Origin of the sequence: Thiohalophilus sp., from assembly GCF_034522235.1 — a bacterium.
Lineage (GTDB): Bacteria > Pseudomonadota > Gammaproteobacteria > UBA6429 > Thiohalophilaceae > Thiohalophilus.
In genome coordinates, this window is the sequence record NZ_JAXHLN010000003.1 from 68,828 (window position 1) to 83,201 (window position 14,374).

Genomic DNA, 14,374 nt, shown 5'->3' on the forward strand with positions numbered 1-14,374 from the left:
ATTAAATAAAGTGAGATGACTTCATTGTGACAGAGACAGGGGATTTGTCATCCGGCGCAAGACATGAGAATGATCGGTCTAACATTCGGTCAGGCTGACCGCCAGGCCGCCCAGCGCGGTCTCTTTATACTTGTCTGACATTTCCAGCCCGGTCTGCTTCATGGCCGCGATACAGTTATCCAGCGGCATGAAGTGAGTGCCGCTTTCGCGAATCGCCAGTGAAGCCGCCGCATGGGCCTTGATGGCACCGAAGGCGTTGCGTTCGATGCACGGCACCTGCACCAGCCCGTTGACCGGGTCGCAGGTCATGCCCAGATGATGCTCCAGCGCGATCTCCGCCGCGTTCTCGATCTGTTGCACCGAACCGCCGCGCAGCGCGCACAGTCCGGCCGCGGCCATGGCCGCCGCGGATCCGACCTCGCCCTGACAACCGACTTCCGCACCGGAAATGGAACTGCGGTGTTTGATAATTCCGCCGATCGCCCCGGCACTCAGCAGATAATCCCGGATCTGTTGCTCAGTTGCTCCGTGATGCATGACCTGATAATAGAGCACCGCCGGGATCACCCCGGCCGCGCCGTTGGTTGGCGCGGTCACCACCATGTGCCCGGCGGCGTTTTCCTCGTTCACCGCGATGGCGTAGGCCGACAACCAGTCATTCAGGCTCGCATTGTGCGGCTCGGCTTCAAGTTGCCGGTACAGATGTCGGGCACGCCGCCGTATATTCAGACCACCGGGCAAGTGACCCTCGGCCGCCAGCCCTGTTTCGATACAGGTGCGCATCGCCTGCCAGATCGCATCCAGCCCGGTATCGAGCTCGGCCTCCGTGCGCTGTACCCGTTCATTGGCCCGCTTCATCTGCGCGATCGACATACCGCTGTCGACGGCCATGGCCAGCATCGAACGTGCCGAATCAAACGGATAGGGACAGTCCAGGGCCGACACCATCTTGAGAGGGGCTTCCAGGTCGCTGATCTCGGCCAGCGTATTGATAAACCCGCCGCCGATGGAAAAACAGGTTTCGGACAGGACCACGCTGTCCTGCGAATCGCGCAGCTCGAAGATCATCCCGTTGGGATGCTGGGGCAACGGCGGCCCCTGATCGAAAACAATGTCTGTGGCGGGTGAAAAGCGGATGGCGGGCAACTCTTTGGATTCGATCGTATCCTGTTGCCAGAGCTCACTTACCAGGCGGTCCACATCCTGCGCAGCCAGCCCTTTGGGGGTATAACCGTGTAAGCCCAGCGTCACCGCTCGATCCGTGCCATGGCCCTTGCCGGTAAACGCCAGCGATCCCCGCAGCGTGCAGCGCAGGTTGATATCCGTCACTTGCCCGGCGGAGGTCAAATAACGCTGTGTCCGTGCAATAAAATCATTCGCCGCCACCATCGGGCCCATGGTGTGGGAGCTGGAAGGCCCGATGCCGATTTTGAACAGATCCAGGACACTGATAAACATGAATCGAACCCGCCTCTGTCAGACCGCCCTTACCAGGCGGTTAACCCTGTACCAGTGCATCTCGCATCTGCATATAGGCGATAAGAAATTCAAACAGCAAACGCCAGAACAGTTCCATCAGCAAAAAGAAAACCAGGCCGAACAACACCAGCCAGAACCGTTGCTGTTTATTTAACAAATCCCAGGTTGCTGTCTTACCTTTTTGATAAGCGTCACCCAAAAGCTGATACTTTCGCAACAACCATAACGCCACAAACCACGCCCCGACTGGCAGGATAACCGCACCGAGATAATAAAACACAATCAGCACCTCGATGCTGATAAACGTGTTGAAAGTCAGATAATCCATTTCCCCTATCCGTTAACAGAATTAGTGCGCCTCATCCCAGTTGTCACCCACACCGATATCCACTTCCAGCGGTACCGACAGCTCGGCGGCCCGGACCATGTTGTCACGGATAACCCGGGTCGCTTCATCGACGGCGTCGTCCCTGACTTCGAAGACCAGTTCGTCGTGGACCTGCATGATCATCCAGATCGGCAGTTGTTCTTTTTCGATCACGGTGTCCAGGGTGATCATGGCGCGCTTGATGATGTCGGCGGCGGTGCCCTGCATGGGGGCGTTGATGGCGGTGCGCTCGGCGTACTGGCGGCGGGTGTGGTTGCTGGTGTTGATCTCGGGCAGATAGAGCCGGCGGCCGTAGACGGTTTCCACGTAGCCCTGTTCGCGGGCCTTCTCGCGGATGTCGTCCATGTACTGTTTGACGCCGGGGTAACGATCAAAGTAGCGATCCACATACTGCTGCGCTTCACCGCGTCCGATGCCGAGCTGGCGGCCCAGGCCGAAGGCGGACATGCCGTAGATCAGGCCGAAGTTGATCGCCTTGGCCGAGCGGCGTTGCTCGTTGCTGACCTTGTCCAGCGCCACGCCGAACACTTCAGCGGCGGTGGCACGGTGAATGTCCTCGCCGTTTTTAAACGCCTCCAGCAAGCCCTTGTCGCCGGACAGGTGGGCCATGATGCGAAGTTCGATCTGCGAATAGTCGGCCGCCAGCATGCGATAGCCTGACTCCGGTACAAACGCCTTGCGAATGCGCCGCCCTTCCTCGCTGCGCACCGGGATGTTCTGCAGGTTGGGCTCGGTGGAGGAGAGACGGCCGGTGGCGGCCACCGCCTGCTGATAGGAGGTGTGCACCCGGCCACTGTCGGGGTGGATCATCTCCGGCAGCTTGTCGGTGTAGGTGGATTTGAGTTTGCTCAGGCCGCGCCATTCCAGGACCCGTTGCGGCAGCTCGTAGCCCTGATCGGCCAGCTCCTGCAGTACCGACTCGGCGGTAGAGGGTTGGCCCTTGGCGGTCTTGCTCACCACCGGCAGGCCCTGTTTTTCGAACAGGATCGCCTGCAGCTGTTTGGGCGAGCCGAGGTTGAAGGCCTCGCCGGCCGACTCGTGCGCGGCCTGTTCCAGCTCCTTGAGTCGTTTGGCCAGCTGCTTGCTCTGTTTATTCAGCATGGCCACATCCAGCTTCACCCCGCGGCGTTCCATGCGCGAGAGCACCGGCATCAACGGCATCTCGATTTCTTTCAAGACCCTGGCCAGTGACGGAATGGCTTCGAGTCTGGGCCACAGGGTCTGGTGCAGGCGCAGGGTGACATCGGCATCCTCGGCGGCATACTCGCTGGCCGCCTCGATCGCGACCTGATCGAAGCTCACCTGTTTGGCGCCCTTGCCGGCGACATCTTCGTAGTGGATGGTCTTGTGCCCCAGGTACTTGAGCGCCAGGGTGTCCATGTCGTGGCGATTGGCGGTACTCTCCAGCACGTAGGATTCGAGCATGCTGTCAAACGCCACACCCTCGAGATGAATGTCATAGCGGGCCAGCACGTTCATGTCGTACTTGATGTGCTGGCCGAGCTTGGGGTATTTGGGTTCCTCGAGCAGTGGTTTTAACTGTTCCAGCACCGCAGCGCGATCCAGCTGCTCTGGCGCACCTTCATACACATGCGCCAGCGGCACATAGGCCGCCTCGCCCGGCTCGATGGCAAACGAGCAGCCGACGATCTCCGCCTGCATGTAATTAAGGCTGGTGGTTTCCAGATCGAAAGCGAACAACTCGGCGGTTTTTAAACGCTTCAGCCAGCCATCCAGCGTGCCTTGATCCAGTACGCACTCATAGCCGGCCTTGTCTTCGCTGTTCTTGCTCTTGTCGTTATCGCCGCCGTTGCCACCGGCCTCGCCGAGCAGATCGCTGAGCCAGCTTTTGAATTCATAACGTTGATAAAACTCGCGCAATGCCGAATTGTCCGGCTCGCCGCGGTTCAGCGTTTCAGGCGTGACATCCAGATCGACATCGCACTTGATGGTCACCAGCTCGCGCGACAGCGGTAACTGCTCCAGCGACTCGCGCAGGTATTCGCCCACCTTGCCCCTGAACTGATCGGCGTTTTCCATGATGGTATCCAGCGAGCCGTATTCCTGCAGCCATTTGGCCGCCGTTTTCGGCCCCACCTTGGGGACGCCGGGCACGTTGTCCACCGTGTCGCCGATCAGCGCCAGGTAATCGATGATCTGCTCCGGTTTGACGCCGAATTTCTCGACCACGCCACCGGGATCGCTGACGCTATCACTCATGGTATTGATCAGCGTGACGTGTTTATCCACCAGCTGCGCCATGTCCTTGTCGCCAGTGGAGATGACGGTGTCGATACCATTTGCCTCCGCCTGGCGGGCCAGGGTGCCGATCACGTCATCCGCCTCCACGCCGGGTACGCACAGCAGCGGCAACCCCATGGCCTGGATGATCCGGTGGATGGGTTCGATCTGCTCGGCCAGTTCGTCGGGCATGGGCGGGCGGTTGGCCTTGTACTCGGCATAGAGGTCGTCGCGAAAGGTCTTGCCTTTGGCGTCGAACACCACGGCGATATGCTCGGGTTGGTAGTCCTTGAGCAGGCGGCGGATCATGTTGATCACCCCGTAGATGGCGCCGGTCGCCTCGCTGCTGGAGTTGGTCAGCTTGGGCATCGCGTGATAGGCGCGAAACAGATAGGATGAGCCGTCGACCAGGATAAAAGGGGTGTTCTGCTTGTCAGACATGGATGTGTTTAACCGTTACGTGAGAATAGTGGCTGAATCTGTCGAACTCGCTCCACGGGATGCATTATACTTGGCCGGCCGCGATATTGCGGCCGCTCGACGCCGACAACCACAGCCGACAATGAGACAGGGCCGGACCGATCATGATGGATGACAAGCACAAACACCCCGGGATGCTGCCGGTCAACGATACCATGCTGACCCGCGAATCCTGGAAAATTTTCCAGATCATGGCGGAATTTGTCGAAGGTTTCGAACGGCTGGCGCAAATCCGCCCCTCGGTCAGTATCTTCGGCTCGGCCCGGACCAATCCCGATCACCCTTATTACCAGAAAACCATCGAGGTCGCCCGGACCCTGTCCAACGCCGGCTTCTCGGTGGTCAGCGGGGGTGGTCCCGGCATCATGGAGGCGGCCAACAAGGGCGCCTACGAGGGCAAGTCGCCCAGTATCGGGCTCAACATCCAGCTGCCCCACGAGCAGTCCGGCAATCCGTATCAGGATATCTCGCTGACCTTCCGGCACTTCTTCTCACGCAAGGTGATGTTCGTCAAATACGCCGCGGCCTATGTGGTGCTGCCCGGCGGCTTCGGCACTCTCGATGAGCTGGCCGAAATTCTGACCCTGGTGCAGACCAAAAAATCGCGACGGATTCCGATTATTCTGGTCCATGCGCCCTTCTGGACCGGTCTGCTCGACTGGTTTCGCACCACGCTGGTGGACGAGGGCACGATCAACGCCGAGGATCTCGATCTGATCCAGATTCTGGACGAGCCCGAGGCGATCCTGGATGCTATCTTTAAACATTATGAGTACAGTGGCTTCGAGCCCTCGGCCGAAGAGGCCGAAATCATGCTGGACCTGTAGGCGGTTAACCCGATGATGCAACGCATTTCGTTATTCTTTATATTGGCCCTGCTGGGCGTCACCCTGCCGGCTGCCGACGATGCGCCGCCGCCGCTACCGGAAGAGCTGGAAGGTTACGAAGATATTCCCCAGCCGGAAGTCACCATCATTCGTCGCGAGGATCGCGTCATCGAAGAGGTGCGCATCAACGGCCAGCTGCGCTATGTCAAAGTGACGCCCAAAAAGGGCAAACCCTACTATTTTATCGACACCGATGGCGATGGCGAGCTGGAGACCCGGAAACACGAGCTGGATAATCCGACCATTAACCAATGGATCCTCAAACGCTGGTAACAGGGCGACCATTTACATACACGAATCTGGCTGAATCCCGATATGTCGGTTTATACAAAGGTCGAGCACCACAAGCTTGAAGCATTCCTGCGCCATTACTCACTGGGACAACTGGTGGAGTATCGCGGGATCAGTGCCGGTATCGAAAACACCAATTATTTCGTCACCACCACCGGCGGGCGCTATGTGCTGACCCTGTTCGAGGCGCTGGCGATGGACGAACTGCCCTATTTTCTGGATCTGATGGCGCATCTGGCCGAACACGACGTGCCTTGCGCCCACCCCGAGGCGGACGATGAAGGCCACTATCTGCGCACGCTCAACGGCAAGCCGGCTGCACTGGTCATCCGTCTGGAAGGCAAGAGCGTGGACGACCCCAACCAGGTCCAGTGCGCCGCACTGGGCAAGGCGCTCGGCCATTTGCATGTGGTCGGCCAGTCATTTACCGGCTACCGGGAAAACCAGCGTGGGCCCCACTGGTGGGTGGAAACCGCCGAACAGGTACTGCCCCGACTCACCGGCGAGGATGCCGAACTGCTGGACAACGAGATCGCCTACCAAAAGCAGCACCGCCGCGACAGCCTGCCGCGCGGCGTGATCCACGCCGATCTGTTCCGCGACAACGCCCTGTTTACGGGCAACAAACTGACCGGCATCATCGATTTCTATTACGCGTGTAACGACGTGCTGCTCTACGACGTGGCCGTCACGGTCAACGACTGGTGCTGCGACGAAAACGGCCATTTCGACCCGCCGCGCCTGGAGGCCTTCCTCGAGGCTTATCGTCAGGAGCGGGAATTTACCGACGCCGAGCAGGAAGCCTGGCCGGTGATGCTGCGCGCCGCCGCCCTGCGCTTCTGGCTCTCACGGCTGTACGATATGCACTTCCCACGCGCCGGGGAGATCACCCATACCAAGGATCCCCTGGTATTTCGACGAATCCTGGCACGGCGTATTGCTGCCCGGGACTCGCTTACGCTCGTTCCCCCCGGGAGTGACGAGGGACGAGGGACAAGGGACGAGGCGTTTTAAGCCCGGTGCCCGCCTTTGCCTCGGCACTCGTAACTCGTCCCTCGGCCCTGTTCTTTGCTTGTGGATAACTTTGTGGACGAAACGGCAGGATTTTTCCGATTCGGTGCATTTTTCAGCGCCATTTCTCCCCGGGAATATTAGCAATTTCTTTTTTTTCAATAATAACAGCAAGTTATATTGTTTTTATGCGTTCTTTTTCAGCCGGGCGAATTTTTTCACAAATGTGTCATGCACTTAGCCAACTGTGTATAAGTTATCTCAGGGTAAACCCTGAGGGGGTTTGCCAATGTCTTGCGCAATACCCCTACTGCATGCAGGATCACAGGCCCGAACAGGCCCGATAGCGCGTTGCTCATGGAAAAAGTCAGCCATTTTCTTGAAGGACTCAGCGAATGGAGCGGACGCGCCGTCGCCTGGTTGACGCTGCTGATGGTACTCATCACCTTTGCCGTGGTGGTCCTGCGCTACGGCTTCGACACCGGCTGGATCGGCCTGCAGGAAGTCATCACTTACCTGCATGCCGCCGTCTTTATGCTGGGGGCCGCCTATACCCTGCGCCATGAAGGGCACGTGCGGGTGGACATTTTCTACCACCGCCTCGGGCCGCGCGGCAAGGCGCTCGTGGATCTGCTGGGTACCCTGCTGCTGCTGTGGCCCATGTGCCTGTTCATCGCCTTTATCAGCTGGGACTACGTGGCGGTCAGCTGGGAACGGCTGGAGACCTCCAACGAGCCGGGCGGCCTGCCCTTCGTCTATCTGCTCAAGAGCCTGCTGTTACTGATGCCGCTGCTGCTGATGCTGCAGGGGCTGGCCGGGGTCCTGCAAAACTGGCAGGTGCTGCGCGGTCGGCGGCGTGGCCAGAGCGACGAGCACCAGCAGGAGGTGCTTTGAGCATGGCCGAGCTGATGCCGTTGCTGATGTTTCTGGTCGTCGGGCTGGTCCTGCTCAGCGGTTACCCGGTGGCCTTCTGCCTGGGGGGCACGGCGCTCGCCTTTGCCCTGCTTGGCCATCTGACCGGCACCTTCGACGAAGCCTTTTTGAGTGCGGCGCCCAACCGGTTGTACGGCATCATGACCAACGGCACGCTGATCGCCGTGCCGTTGTTTGTCTTCATGGGGGTGATGCTGGAGCGCTCGAAGGTGGCCGATCAGCTGCTGGATACCATGGCCATGCTGTTCGGCCCGCTGCGGGGCGGCCTCGGGATCTCGGTCATCCTGGTCGGCATGCTGCTGGCCGCCAGCACCGGCATCGTCGGCGCCACCGTGGTCACCATGGGCCTGCTCTCCCTGCCCACCATGCTGCGCCGCAATTATGACCCGGGGCTGGCCGGCGGCGCCATCTGCGCCTCGGGGACCCTCGGGCAGATTATTCCGCCGTCGATCATTCTGGTGCTGCTGGGGGACGTCCTCTCCTCCGCCTATCAGCAGGCCCAGCTCGATATGGGGCTGTTTGCCCCGGAGACGGTCTCGGTTGGCGATCTGTTCGCCGGGGCGCTGATTCCCGGCCTGATGCTGGTCGGCCTGTATGTCCTCTATATGCTGGGCGTGGCCTGGCTGCAGCCGGAAAAGGTCCCGGCCATGCCGCACGATGAACGCCAGCACAGCAAGCGGGAGCTCGCCGGCCGGGTTATCAAGGTGCTGATTCCGCCACTGCTGCTGATCGTGGCCGTGCTCGGTTCCATCATGGCCGGTGCCGCCACCCCCACCGAAGCGGCCTCGGTCGGCGCGGTCGGCGCCACGCTGCTGGCATTATTACAGCGCCAGTTTGATCCGGGCAAACTGCGCGAGGTGATGCGTACCACCGTCCAGGTCACCAGCATGGTATTTCTGATCTTCATCGGCGCATCGCTGTTCTCGCTGGTGTTCCGCGGCTTCGGCGGGGACGAGGCGGTGCGCGATATTCTTACCAGCCTGCCCGGCGGGGTGGTTGGCGCCATGCTGATCGTCATGCTGGTGATGTTCCTGCTCGGCTTCATTCTCGATTTTATCGAGATCACCTTCGTGGTGGTGCCGATCGTCGCCCCCATACTGTTGATGATGGGCCTGGATCCGGTCTGGCTGGGGGTCATGATTGCTATCAACCTGCAGACCTCGTTTTTGACCCCGCCGTTCGGCTTCGCCCTGTTCTACCTGCGCGGCGTCGCCTCCCAGGGCATGAGTACCGGCCAGCTGTATCGCGGCGTCATGCCCTTCATCGCCATCCAGTTATTCGCCCTCGCCCTGCTCGCCCTCTGGCCGGGCCTGGCCACCTGGCTGCCGGGTGTCATTTACGGCTCCTAGTCCTTTTCAAAGTCTCTGGGAATTAACGCGGAGGACGCAGAGGCGCAAAGAACGCAGAGAAGACAATAATGATGCTGGAATACTTTTCAGTTCCTCTGCGACTCCGCGGCTCTGCGCCCTCTGCGTTATAAATTCGTGGTCTGAACAGTCGCGTAGGTCACATTGACGATAGCCTATGTGACACCCCAGGGCATGAACCACTTTTCAGGCTCTCTGGAAAGTAATGCAGAGGACGCGGAGGCGTTTATGCCCGTTGTTTGGGTGCAAAGGCGCGGAGAAAACAATCATTATGCCCCGATGTGTCTGGAATACTTTTAAATCCTCTGCGACTCCGCGGCTCTGCGTCCTCCGCGTAATAAATCCGTTATGAGAACAGGGGTGCCGCCCCTTGTCTGACCCCGACACTGCGTGTACAACAGGGCCATGGTGGAGAAAATCAGAAAGTCGGACGAGGAATGGCGGGAATTGCTGAGCGAGGAGCAGTTCCAGGTCACCCGCCGCCACGGTACCGAGCGGCCGTTCAGCGGGGAGTATTGTGACAGCAAGGCGCCGGGGACCTATGTCTGCGTCTGCTGCGGCCAGCCGCTGTTTCACTCCAAAGAGAAATTCGATTCGGGCAGCGGCTGGCCCAGTTACTGGCAGCCGATCAGCGAGGAGGTCATTGAGACCACCGAAGACGCCAGCCACGGCATGGTGCGCAGTGAAGTGCACTGTAGCCGCTGCGACGCCCACCTCGGCCACGTCTTCCCCGACGGCCCGCCCCCCACCGGCCTGCGCTACTGCATCAACTCCGTGGCCCTTCGGGCCGTACCGAGTGACGAGTAACGAGGAAGTGCTTGTTATTCCGGCGCCTGTACCCGACAGGGTGAAAGCCGGAACCCAGCAATGCGCCAGGTAACACGCATACGTCCTGGCCTGCCACTTTTCAGACTCTCTGGAAATAACGCGGAGGACGCAGAGACGCAAAGGCGCGGAGAAGACAATAATAATACTGGAATACCTTTCAATTCCTCTGCGACTCCGCGGCTCTGCGTCCTCCGCGTTTTAATCCATGACTCCAACTGGGCCCCAGCATGCGCCGGGGTGACAAAACCCCGGGCTTTATAAATTTATCTTCTTTGCGTCCTTTGCGTCTTTGCGTTCTCTGCGTTAAAGCTTTTCCTACATCTCTCTCGCCGCCATGTAGGTCTGTTCGGAAATGCGGTGCCATTCCATCGCCTGGTTGCGGAATTTTTTGAACGACTCGTAGACTTTCTTGCTCATCTTGTCTTTTTCGGCCACTTCGGCGACGACTTCGTCGGACAGGTTGCGCAGTTTTTTGAGCACATCGTCCGGGTAGCGGCGCAGATCGACATTGTGTTTTTCCACCAGGGTCTTGAGGGCCTGATTGTTGCGCGCGGTGTATTCGGACAGCATGTCCAGATTGACCACCTTGCAGGCATTGAGCACGATGCTTTGCAGATCCTTCGGCAGTTCCTCGAAGGCTTCTTTGTTGATCATCGCCTCCAGCGTCGTGCCCGGTTCGTGCCAGCCCGGGTAGTAATAGTATTTGGCGATCTTGTAAAGGCCGAAGGCCAGGTCGTTGTAGGGACCGACCCACTCGGTGGCATCGATGTTACCGGACTGCAACGAGGTGTACAGCTCGCCGCCGGGCAGGTTCACCGGAGTCCCGCCAGCGCGCTTTAACACCTCGCCGCCAAGACCGGGGATACGCATTTTCAGGCCTTCGAGATCGGCCAGCGAGTTGATCTCCTTGTTGAACCAGCCGCCCATCTGCACACCGGTATTCCCGGCCGCCGCCGGGACCAGGTTAAACGGCGCATAAACCTCTTCCCACAGTTCCATGCCGCCACCGTGATAGAGCCAGCCGTTCATCTCCTGACCGGTCAGGCCGAAGGGCACGGCGGAGAAAAACTGCGCCGCCTCGCTCTTGCCTTTCCAGTAATAGGCGGCACCGTGGCCCATCTGCGCTGTACCACGTGATACGGCATCAAACACTTCCAGAGCCGGCACCAGCTCGCCCGCACCGTAGACCTTGACCTCGATGCGGCCATTGCTCATCTGGTTGATCAGGGCGGCCAGATTGTTGGCGCCGGTACCCAGACCGGGAAAGTTTTTCGGCCAGGTGGTCACCATTTTCCATTTGAATTGGGTTTTGCCTTTGGCAGAGGCCGTTTCGACGCCTGTCAGCAGGCTGCCGGCCGCCAGGGAACCGGCCCCGGCGGATTTGAGAAAGTCGCGTCGTTTCATTACTCCGTCCCCGTCTGGTTTTTGTTCGAGACTGTTTTCTGTTGAGAAATCATAACTTCATTCGCTTTGTTCCAGTAAATTGTGAACAAAGCGAGCTAACCGGATCCGCCACAATCATGACTGGTATCCCGGATTTTATTCTGTCATTATTGAACGGACTGCTCAGACCCCCGTTCAGGTAAACTTCTAACAATAATGCGGGTGCCATGGAAGAACAAGCTCTGAGGCGCATTCATCAACGGCTCCTTGTCGTAATCACCGCCAGTTTTGCGCTCACGCCAATCATAGGCTATTCGACAGCCTGGTTTTTCACCATGATCCAGGCGGATCAGCTTGTCTCCGCGCAGGCCGTCCTGCTGCTGACCGTGACCGCACTGGTGCTGCCGGTCACACTCTGTTTTTATTTCCGCCGCTACTTTCGACCGCTGCGGGAGTGGCAACTTCGCCAGCACGATCACGCCATACTGCCCGAGTCGCTGGATCAGCAACTGAAGAACTTCAGCGATAATTACTGGCTGTTCTTCCTGCTTTACGCCCTGCTCGCGCCGACCCTGCAGCACTGGCTGGGACTCTATCCCGCGGAACAATCCGCATTTGCCAGCCTCAGCCAGTTTATCCTCCTGCAGCTGGTTATAGCCATCCTGGTGGGGATGCCGGGCTATCTTTACGCATTGGCGCTCATCGGGCGACTGGTGGAACACAGCGGTTTCCAGCAGGTCCATGTCCGCATGCAGACCAGGATGCTGCTGATGGGGGGATACATCCCCTTGCTTACCGGCACCATTTTGCTGAAATATTACTGGTGGCGGACCCAGTATCTGACCGGCGAGGTCATTCTGATCTGGGCCGCACTCGGGCTGTTCGCGTTTACCCTGACCATTCTCTCAATTCGCAGTCTCAAACAATCCCTGCAGCCCGTTCAGGACCTGATCAGCGGCAGCGGCGCGACCAATTACGATGATATGGCACGACGTCTTCGACCCCGCTCCACCGACGAAACCGGCTATATTATCCAGATGCTGGGCCGACTGTTCCGTCGTCTGGGCGACCAGGAGAGCCACGTTCACGCGATTGTCGATCACGCCGCCGAGGGCATTATCGTGATCAATGATCAGCATGCAATTGAAACCTTTAATCCGGCCGCGGAAAAACTCTTCGGTTTTAATTCCCAGGAAATCCGCGGCAAATCCCTGGACTGGCTGTTGCCGGATTTTATCCTGCCCCGTGACGAGGCCTCACTGCCACGTAAAGAACTGGAGGTGGAGGGTCGACATCGCACCGGCTATGCAATTCCCATGTCGATGCGTATCAGCCTGATGCATAACGATGAGCGGATTTATTATACCTGTCTGATTGCAGACATCTCCGCACGCAAGGCCGCCGAACAGATGCTGCTGGACGCCGAAGCCCGCTATCGCAATCTGGTCGAAACCGCACACGATCTGGTCTGGAGCATGGACCGGGAAGGACGCTGGACCTATCTCAATGATGCGGTCAGCCGTATTTACGGTTACCAGGCCAAAGAAATGTTATTTCGGTACTACCAGGACTTCCAGGCCCCCGAATCGGAACAACGTGATAAAACAGCAATAGCGCGCGTAATGGAAGGGCAGGAATTACTCCATTATGAAACCGTGCATCTGGACAAGGACGGCCAGCGCCGCCACATCAGTTTCAACGCCAAACCCCAGTGGGGTGAAAATGGTGAAGTGGTCAGCATAATGGGGACCGCCCGGGATATCTCGGCACAAAAAGCCTTTGAGCAGGAACTCACCTATCAGGCCCAACATGACACGCTGACCGGCCTCTATAACCGCAATTACTTCCAGCGCGAACTGGAACGCACACTCAGTCGGATCTATCGCAGTGGTATCAGTTGTGCCCTGCTTTATCTGGATCTGGATCAGTTTAAATATATTAACGACACACTCGGCCACGCCACCGGCGACCGACTGCTTCTCGAGTGCAGCGAAATGCTGCAGGAGCATACCCGCGAAGCAGATCTGCTTGCCCGCTTTGGTGGTGACGAGTTCACCCTGCTACTGGATAATGTAGATCCACCTACTGTTCTGAGGGTGGCTGAAAACATCCGGCTGTTATTCGAAAACTACCGCTTCATGGAAGCCGGTAAGGCCTTCAATATCACCTGCAGTATCGGGATTGCCATGTTGACGCATCAATCACTCTCCGAGGACGAGGTGCTATCGCATGCCGATCTGGCCTGTAACATCGCCAAGTCCCAGGGACGCAACTGTCTGCATCTCTATGATCCCGGTGACAAGCAGCGTGACGGCATGGCCGAAGATATGGGCTGGGCCAGCCGGGTACGTGATGCATTTGAAAATAATCATTTCAAACTGGTCTTTCAGCCCATTATCGATATTCAAAATGGTCTGAGCGAGGATTACGAGGTCTTATTACGCATGTCACTGGATGATGGCGATGTGATTCTGCCTGGCGGCTTTTTGCCCGCCGCCGAACGCTTTGGATTGATCAACCAGGTGGATCGCTGGACAGTGCGCAGTGCAATAGAGCATCTTGCCCGACTGCATGAAAAAAACGACAGCATCCATTTCGCCATCAATCTCTCAGGCCGTGCCTTTGAAGACCGGGAACTGTTACCGTTAATTAATAGTCTACTACGGGAAACCAGACTCAGTCCCGAGGCACTGACATTTGAAATAACCGAGTCGGCGGCAATCTCCAACCTTGCCGAGGCGACCCGTTTCATTTATCAACTCAAGGATATTGGCTGTCAATTTGCACTGGATGATTTCGGTACCGGTTTCTCCTCATTTGCTTATCTGAAACATCTGCCGGTGGACAAACTCAAGATCGACGGTTCTTTCGTCAAGGGGCTGGCCGGATCTGACATCGATCAGGCGATGGTCCGATCCATGAACCAGATCGCCCACGCCCTGGGCAAACAAACCATTGCCGAGTTCGTTGAGAATGAAAAGACGCTGGTACTGTTACGTGAGTTTGAGGTAGATTTTGCCCAGGGCCACCATCTGGGTAAACCCCAGACCGAAATTCCATACGTAGTCACAGTCAGCGCCTAGATC

At 58.2% G+C, this 14,374-nt stretch carries 11 protein-coding genes; 7 read left to right on the forward strand and 4 right to left on the reverse strand.

The features are described 5' to 3' along the window. Window positions 1-78 precede the first annotated feature (78 nt). Genes U5J94_RS03165 through polA form a run of 3 tightly spaced genes read right to left on the reverse strand, consistent with a single transcriptional unit; the run spans window position 79 to window position 4,549 of the window. Window positions 79-1,458, reverse strand: a complete 1,380-nt coding sequence (locus tag U5J94_RS03165) for an L-serine ammonia-lyase (protein WP_322564184.1) — start codon at window positions 1,456-1,458, stop codon at window positions 79-81. 40 nt (window positions 1,459-1,498) lie between these two features. Further along, a complete protein-coding gene (locus tag U5J94_RS03170) occupies window positions 1,499-1,807 on the reverse strand; it encodes a DUF4282 domain-containing protein (RefSeq protein ID WP_322564185.1) in 309 nt (102 codons plus the stop codon). 21 nt (window positions 1,808-1,828) lie between these two features. Beyond that, window positions 1,829-4,549, reverse strand: coding sequence for a DNA polymerase I (gene polA, locus U5J94_RS03175; RefSeq protein WP_322564186.1), 2,721 nt, complete (start codon window positions 4,547-4,549; stop codon window positions 1,829-1,831). Between the two features lie 143 nt (window positions 4,550-4,692). Between polA and U5J94_RS03180 the strand changes: the two genes are divergently transcribed. The 6 genes from U5J94_RS03180 to msrB all read left to right on the forward strand — a co-directional run bounded on the left by U5J94_RS03180 (window position 4,693) and on the right by msrB (window position 9,884). Then, the gene (locus tag U5J94_RS03180) at window positions 4,693-5,415 is read left to right on the forward strand and encodes a TIGR00730 family Rossman fold protein (protein ID WP_322564187.1); all 723 of its coding nucleotides are present in this window, start codon (window positions 4,693-4,695) and stop codon (window positions 5,413-5,415) included. Between the two features lie 12 nt (window positions 5,416-5,427). Then, window positions 5,428-5,748, forward strand: coding sequence for a DUF2782 domain-containing protein (locus U5J94_RS03185; RefSeq protein WP_322564188.1), 321 nt, complete (start codon window positions 5,428-5,430; stop codon window positions 5,746-5,748). Window positions 5,749-5,790: 42 nt separating this feature from the next. Continuing rightward, entirely contained in the window at window positions 5,791-6,780 is a 990-nt protein-coding gene (locus tag U5J94_RS03190) for a homoserine kinase (protein ID WP_322564189.1), read from the forward strand. A 354-nt stretch (window positions 6,781-7,134) separates the two neighbouring features. Continuing rightward, window positions 7,135-7,671: a TRAP transporter small permease subunit gene (locus U5J94_RS03195; protein ID WP_322564190.1), complete on the forward strand. Its 537-nt coding sequence runs from the start codon at window positions 7,135-7,137 to the stop codon at window positions 7,669-7,671. A 2-nt stretch (window positions 7,672-7,673) separates the two neighbouring features. Continuing rightward, window positions 7,674-9,059: a TRAP transporter large permease subunit gene (locus tag U5J94_RS03200; protein WP_322564191.1), complete on the forward strand. Its 1,386-nt coding sequence runs from the start codon at window positions 7,674-7,676 to the stop codon at window positions 9,057-9,059. Window positions 9,060-9,485: 426 nt separating this feature from the next. Further along, a complete protein-coding gene (msrB, locus tag U5J94_RS03205; protein WP_416224184.1) occupies window positions 9,486-9,884 on the forward strand; it encodes a peptide-methionine (R)-S-oxide reductase MsrB in 399 nt (132 codons plus the stop codon). A gap of 336 nt (window positions 9,885-10,220) precedes the next feature. Here the strand turns inward: msrB and U5J94_RS03210 are convergent, their stop codons facing one another. Beyond that, window positions 10,221-11,309, reverse strand: coding sequence for a TRAP transporter substrate-binding protein (locus U5J94_RS03210; protein WP_322564193.1), 1,089 nt, complete (start codon window positions 11,307-11,309; stop codon window positions 10,221-10,223). A 206-nt stretch (window positions 11,310-11,515) separates the two neighbouring features. Between U5J94_RS03210 and U5J94_RS03215 the strand changes: the two genes are divergently transcribed. After that, entirely contained in the window at window positions 11,516-14,371 is a 2,856-nt protein-coding gene (locus U5J94_RS03215; RefSeq protein ID WP_322564194.1) for an EAL domain-containing protein, read from the forward strand. Window positions 14,372-14,374 lie beyond the last annotated feature (3 nt).

Coding starts and splice junctions, on each gene's coding strand:
- U5J94_RS03165 (WP_322564184.1), bottom strand. CDS start 1,458: ATGTTTATCAGTGTCCTGGATCTGTTCAAAATCGGCATCGGGCCTTCC.
- U5J94_RS03170 (WP_322564185.1), bottom strand. CDS start 1,807: ATGGATTATCTGACTTTCAACACGTTTATCAGCATCGAGGTGCTGATT.
- polA (WP_322564186.1), bottom strand. CDS start 4,549: ATGTCTGACAAGCAGAACACCCCTTTTATCCTGGTCGACGGCTCATCC.
- U5J94_RS03180 (WP_322564187.1), top strand. CDS start 4,693: ATGATGGATGACAAGCACAAACACCCCGGGATGCTGCCGGTCAACGAT.
- U5J94_RS03185 (WP_322564188.1), top strand. CDS start 5,428: ATGATGCAACGCATTTCGTTATTCTTTATATTGGCCCTGCTGGGCGTC.
- U5J94_RS03190 (WP_322564189.1), top strand. CDS start 5,791: ATGTCGGTTTATACAAAGGTCGAGCACCACAAGCTTGAAGCATTCCTG.
- U5J94_RS03195 (WP_322564190.1), top strand. CDS start 7,135: ATGGAAAAAGTCAGCCATTTTCTTGAAGGACTCAGCGAATGGAGCGGA.
- U5J94_RS03200 (WP_322564191.1), top strand. CDS start 7,674: ATGGCCGAGCTGATGCCGTTGCTGATGTTTCTGGTCGTCGGGCTGGTC.
- U5J94_RS03210 (WP_322564193.1), bottom strand. CDS start 11,309: ATGAAACGACGCGACTTTCTCAAATCCGCCGGGGCCGGTTCCCTGGCG.
- U5J94_RS03215 (WP_322564194.1), top strand. CDS start 11,516: ATGGAAGAACAAGCTCTGAGGCGCATTCATCAACGGCTCCTTGTCGTA.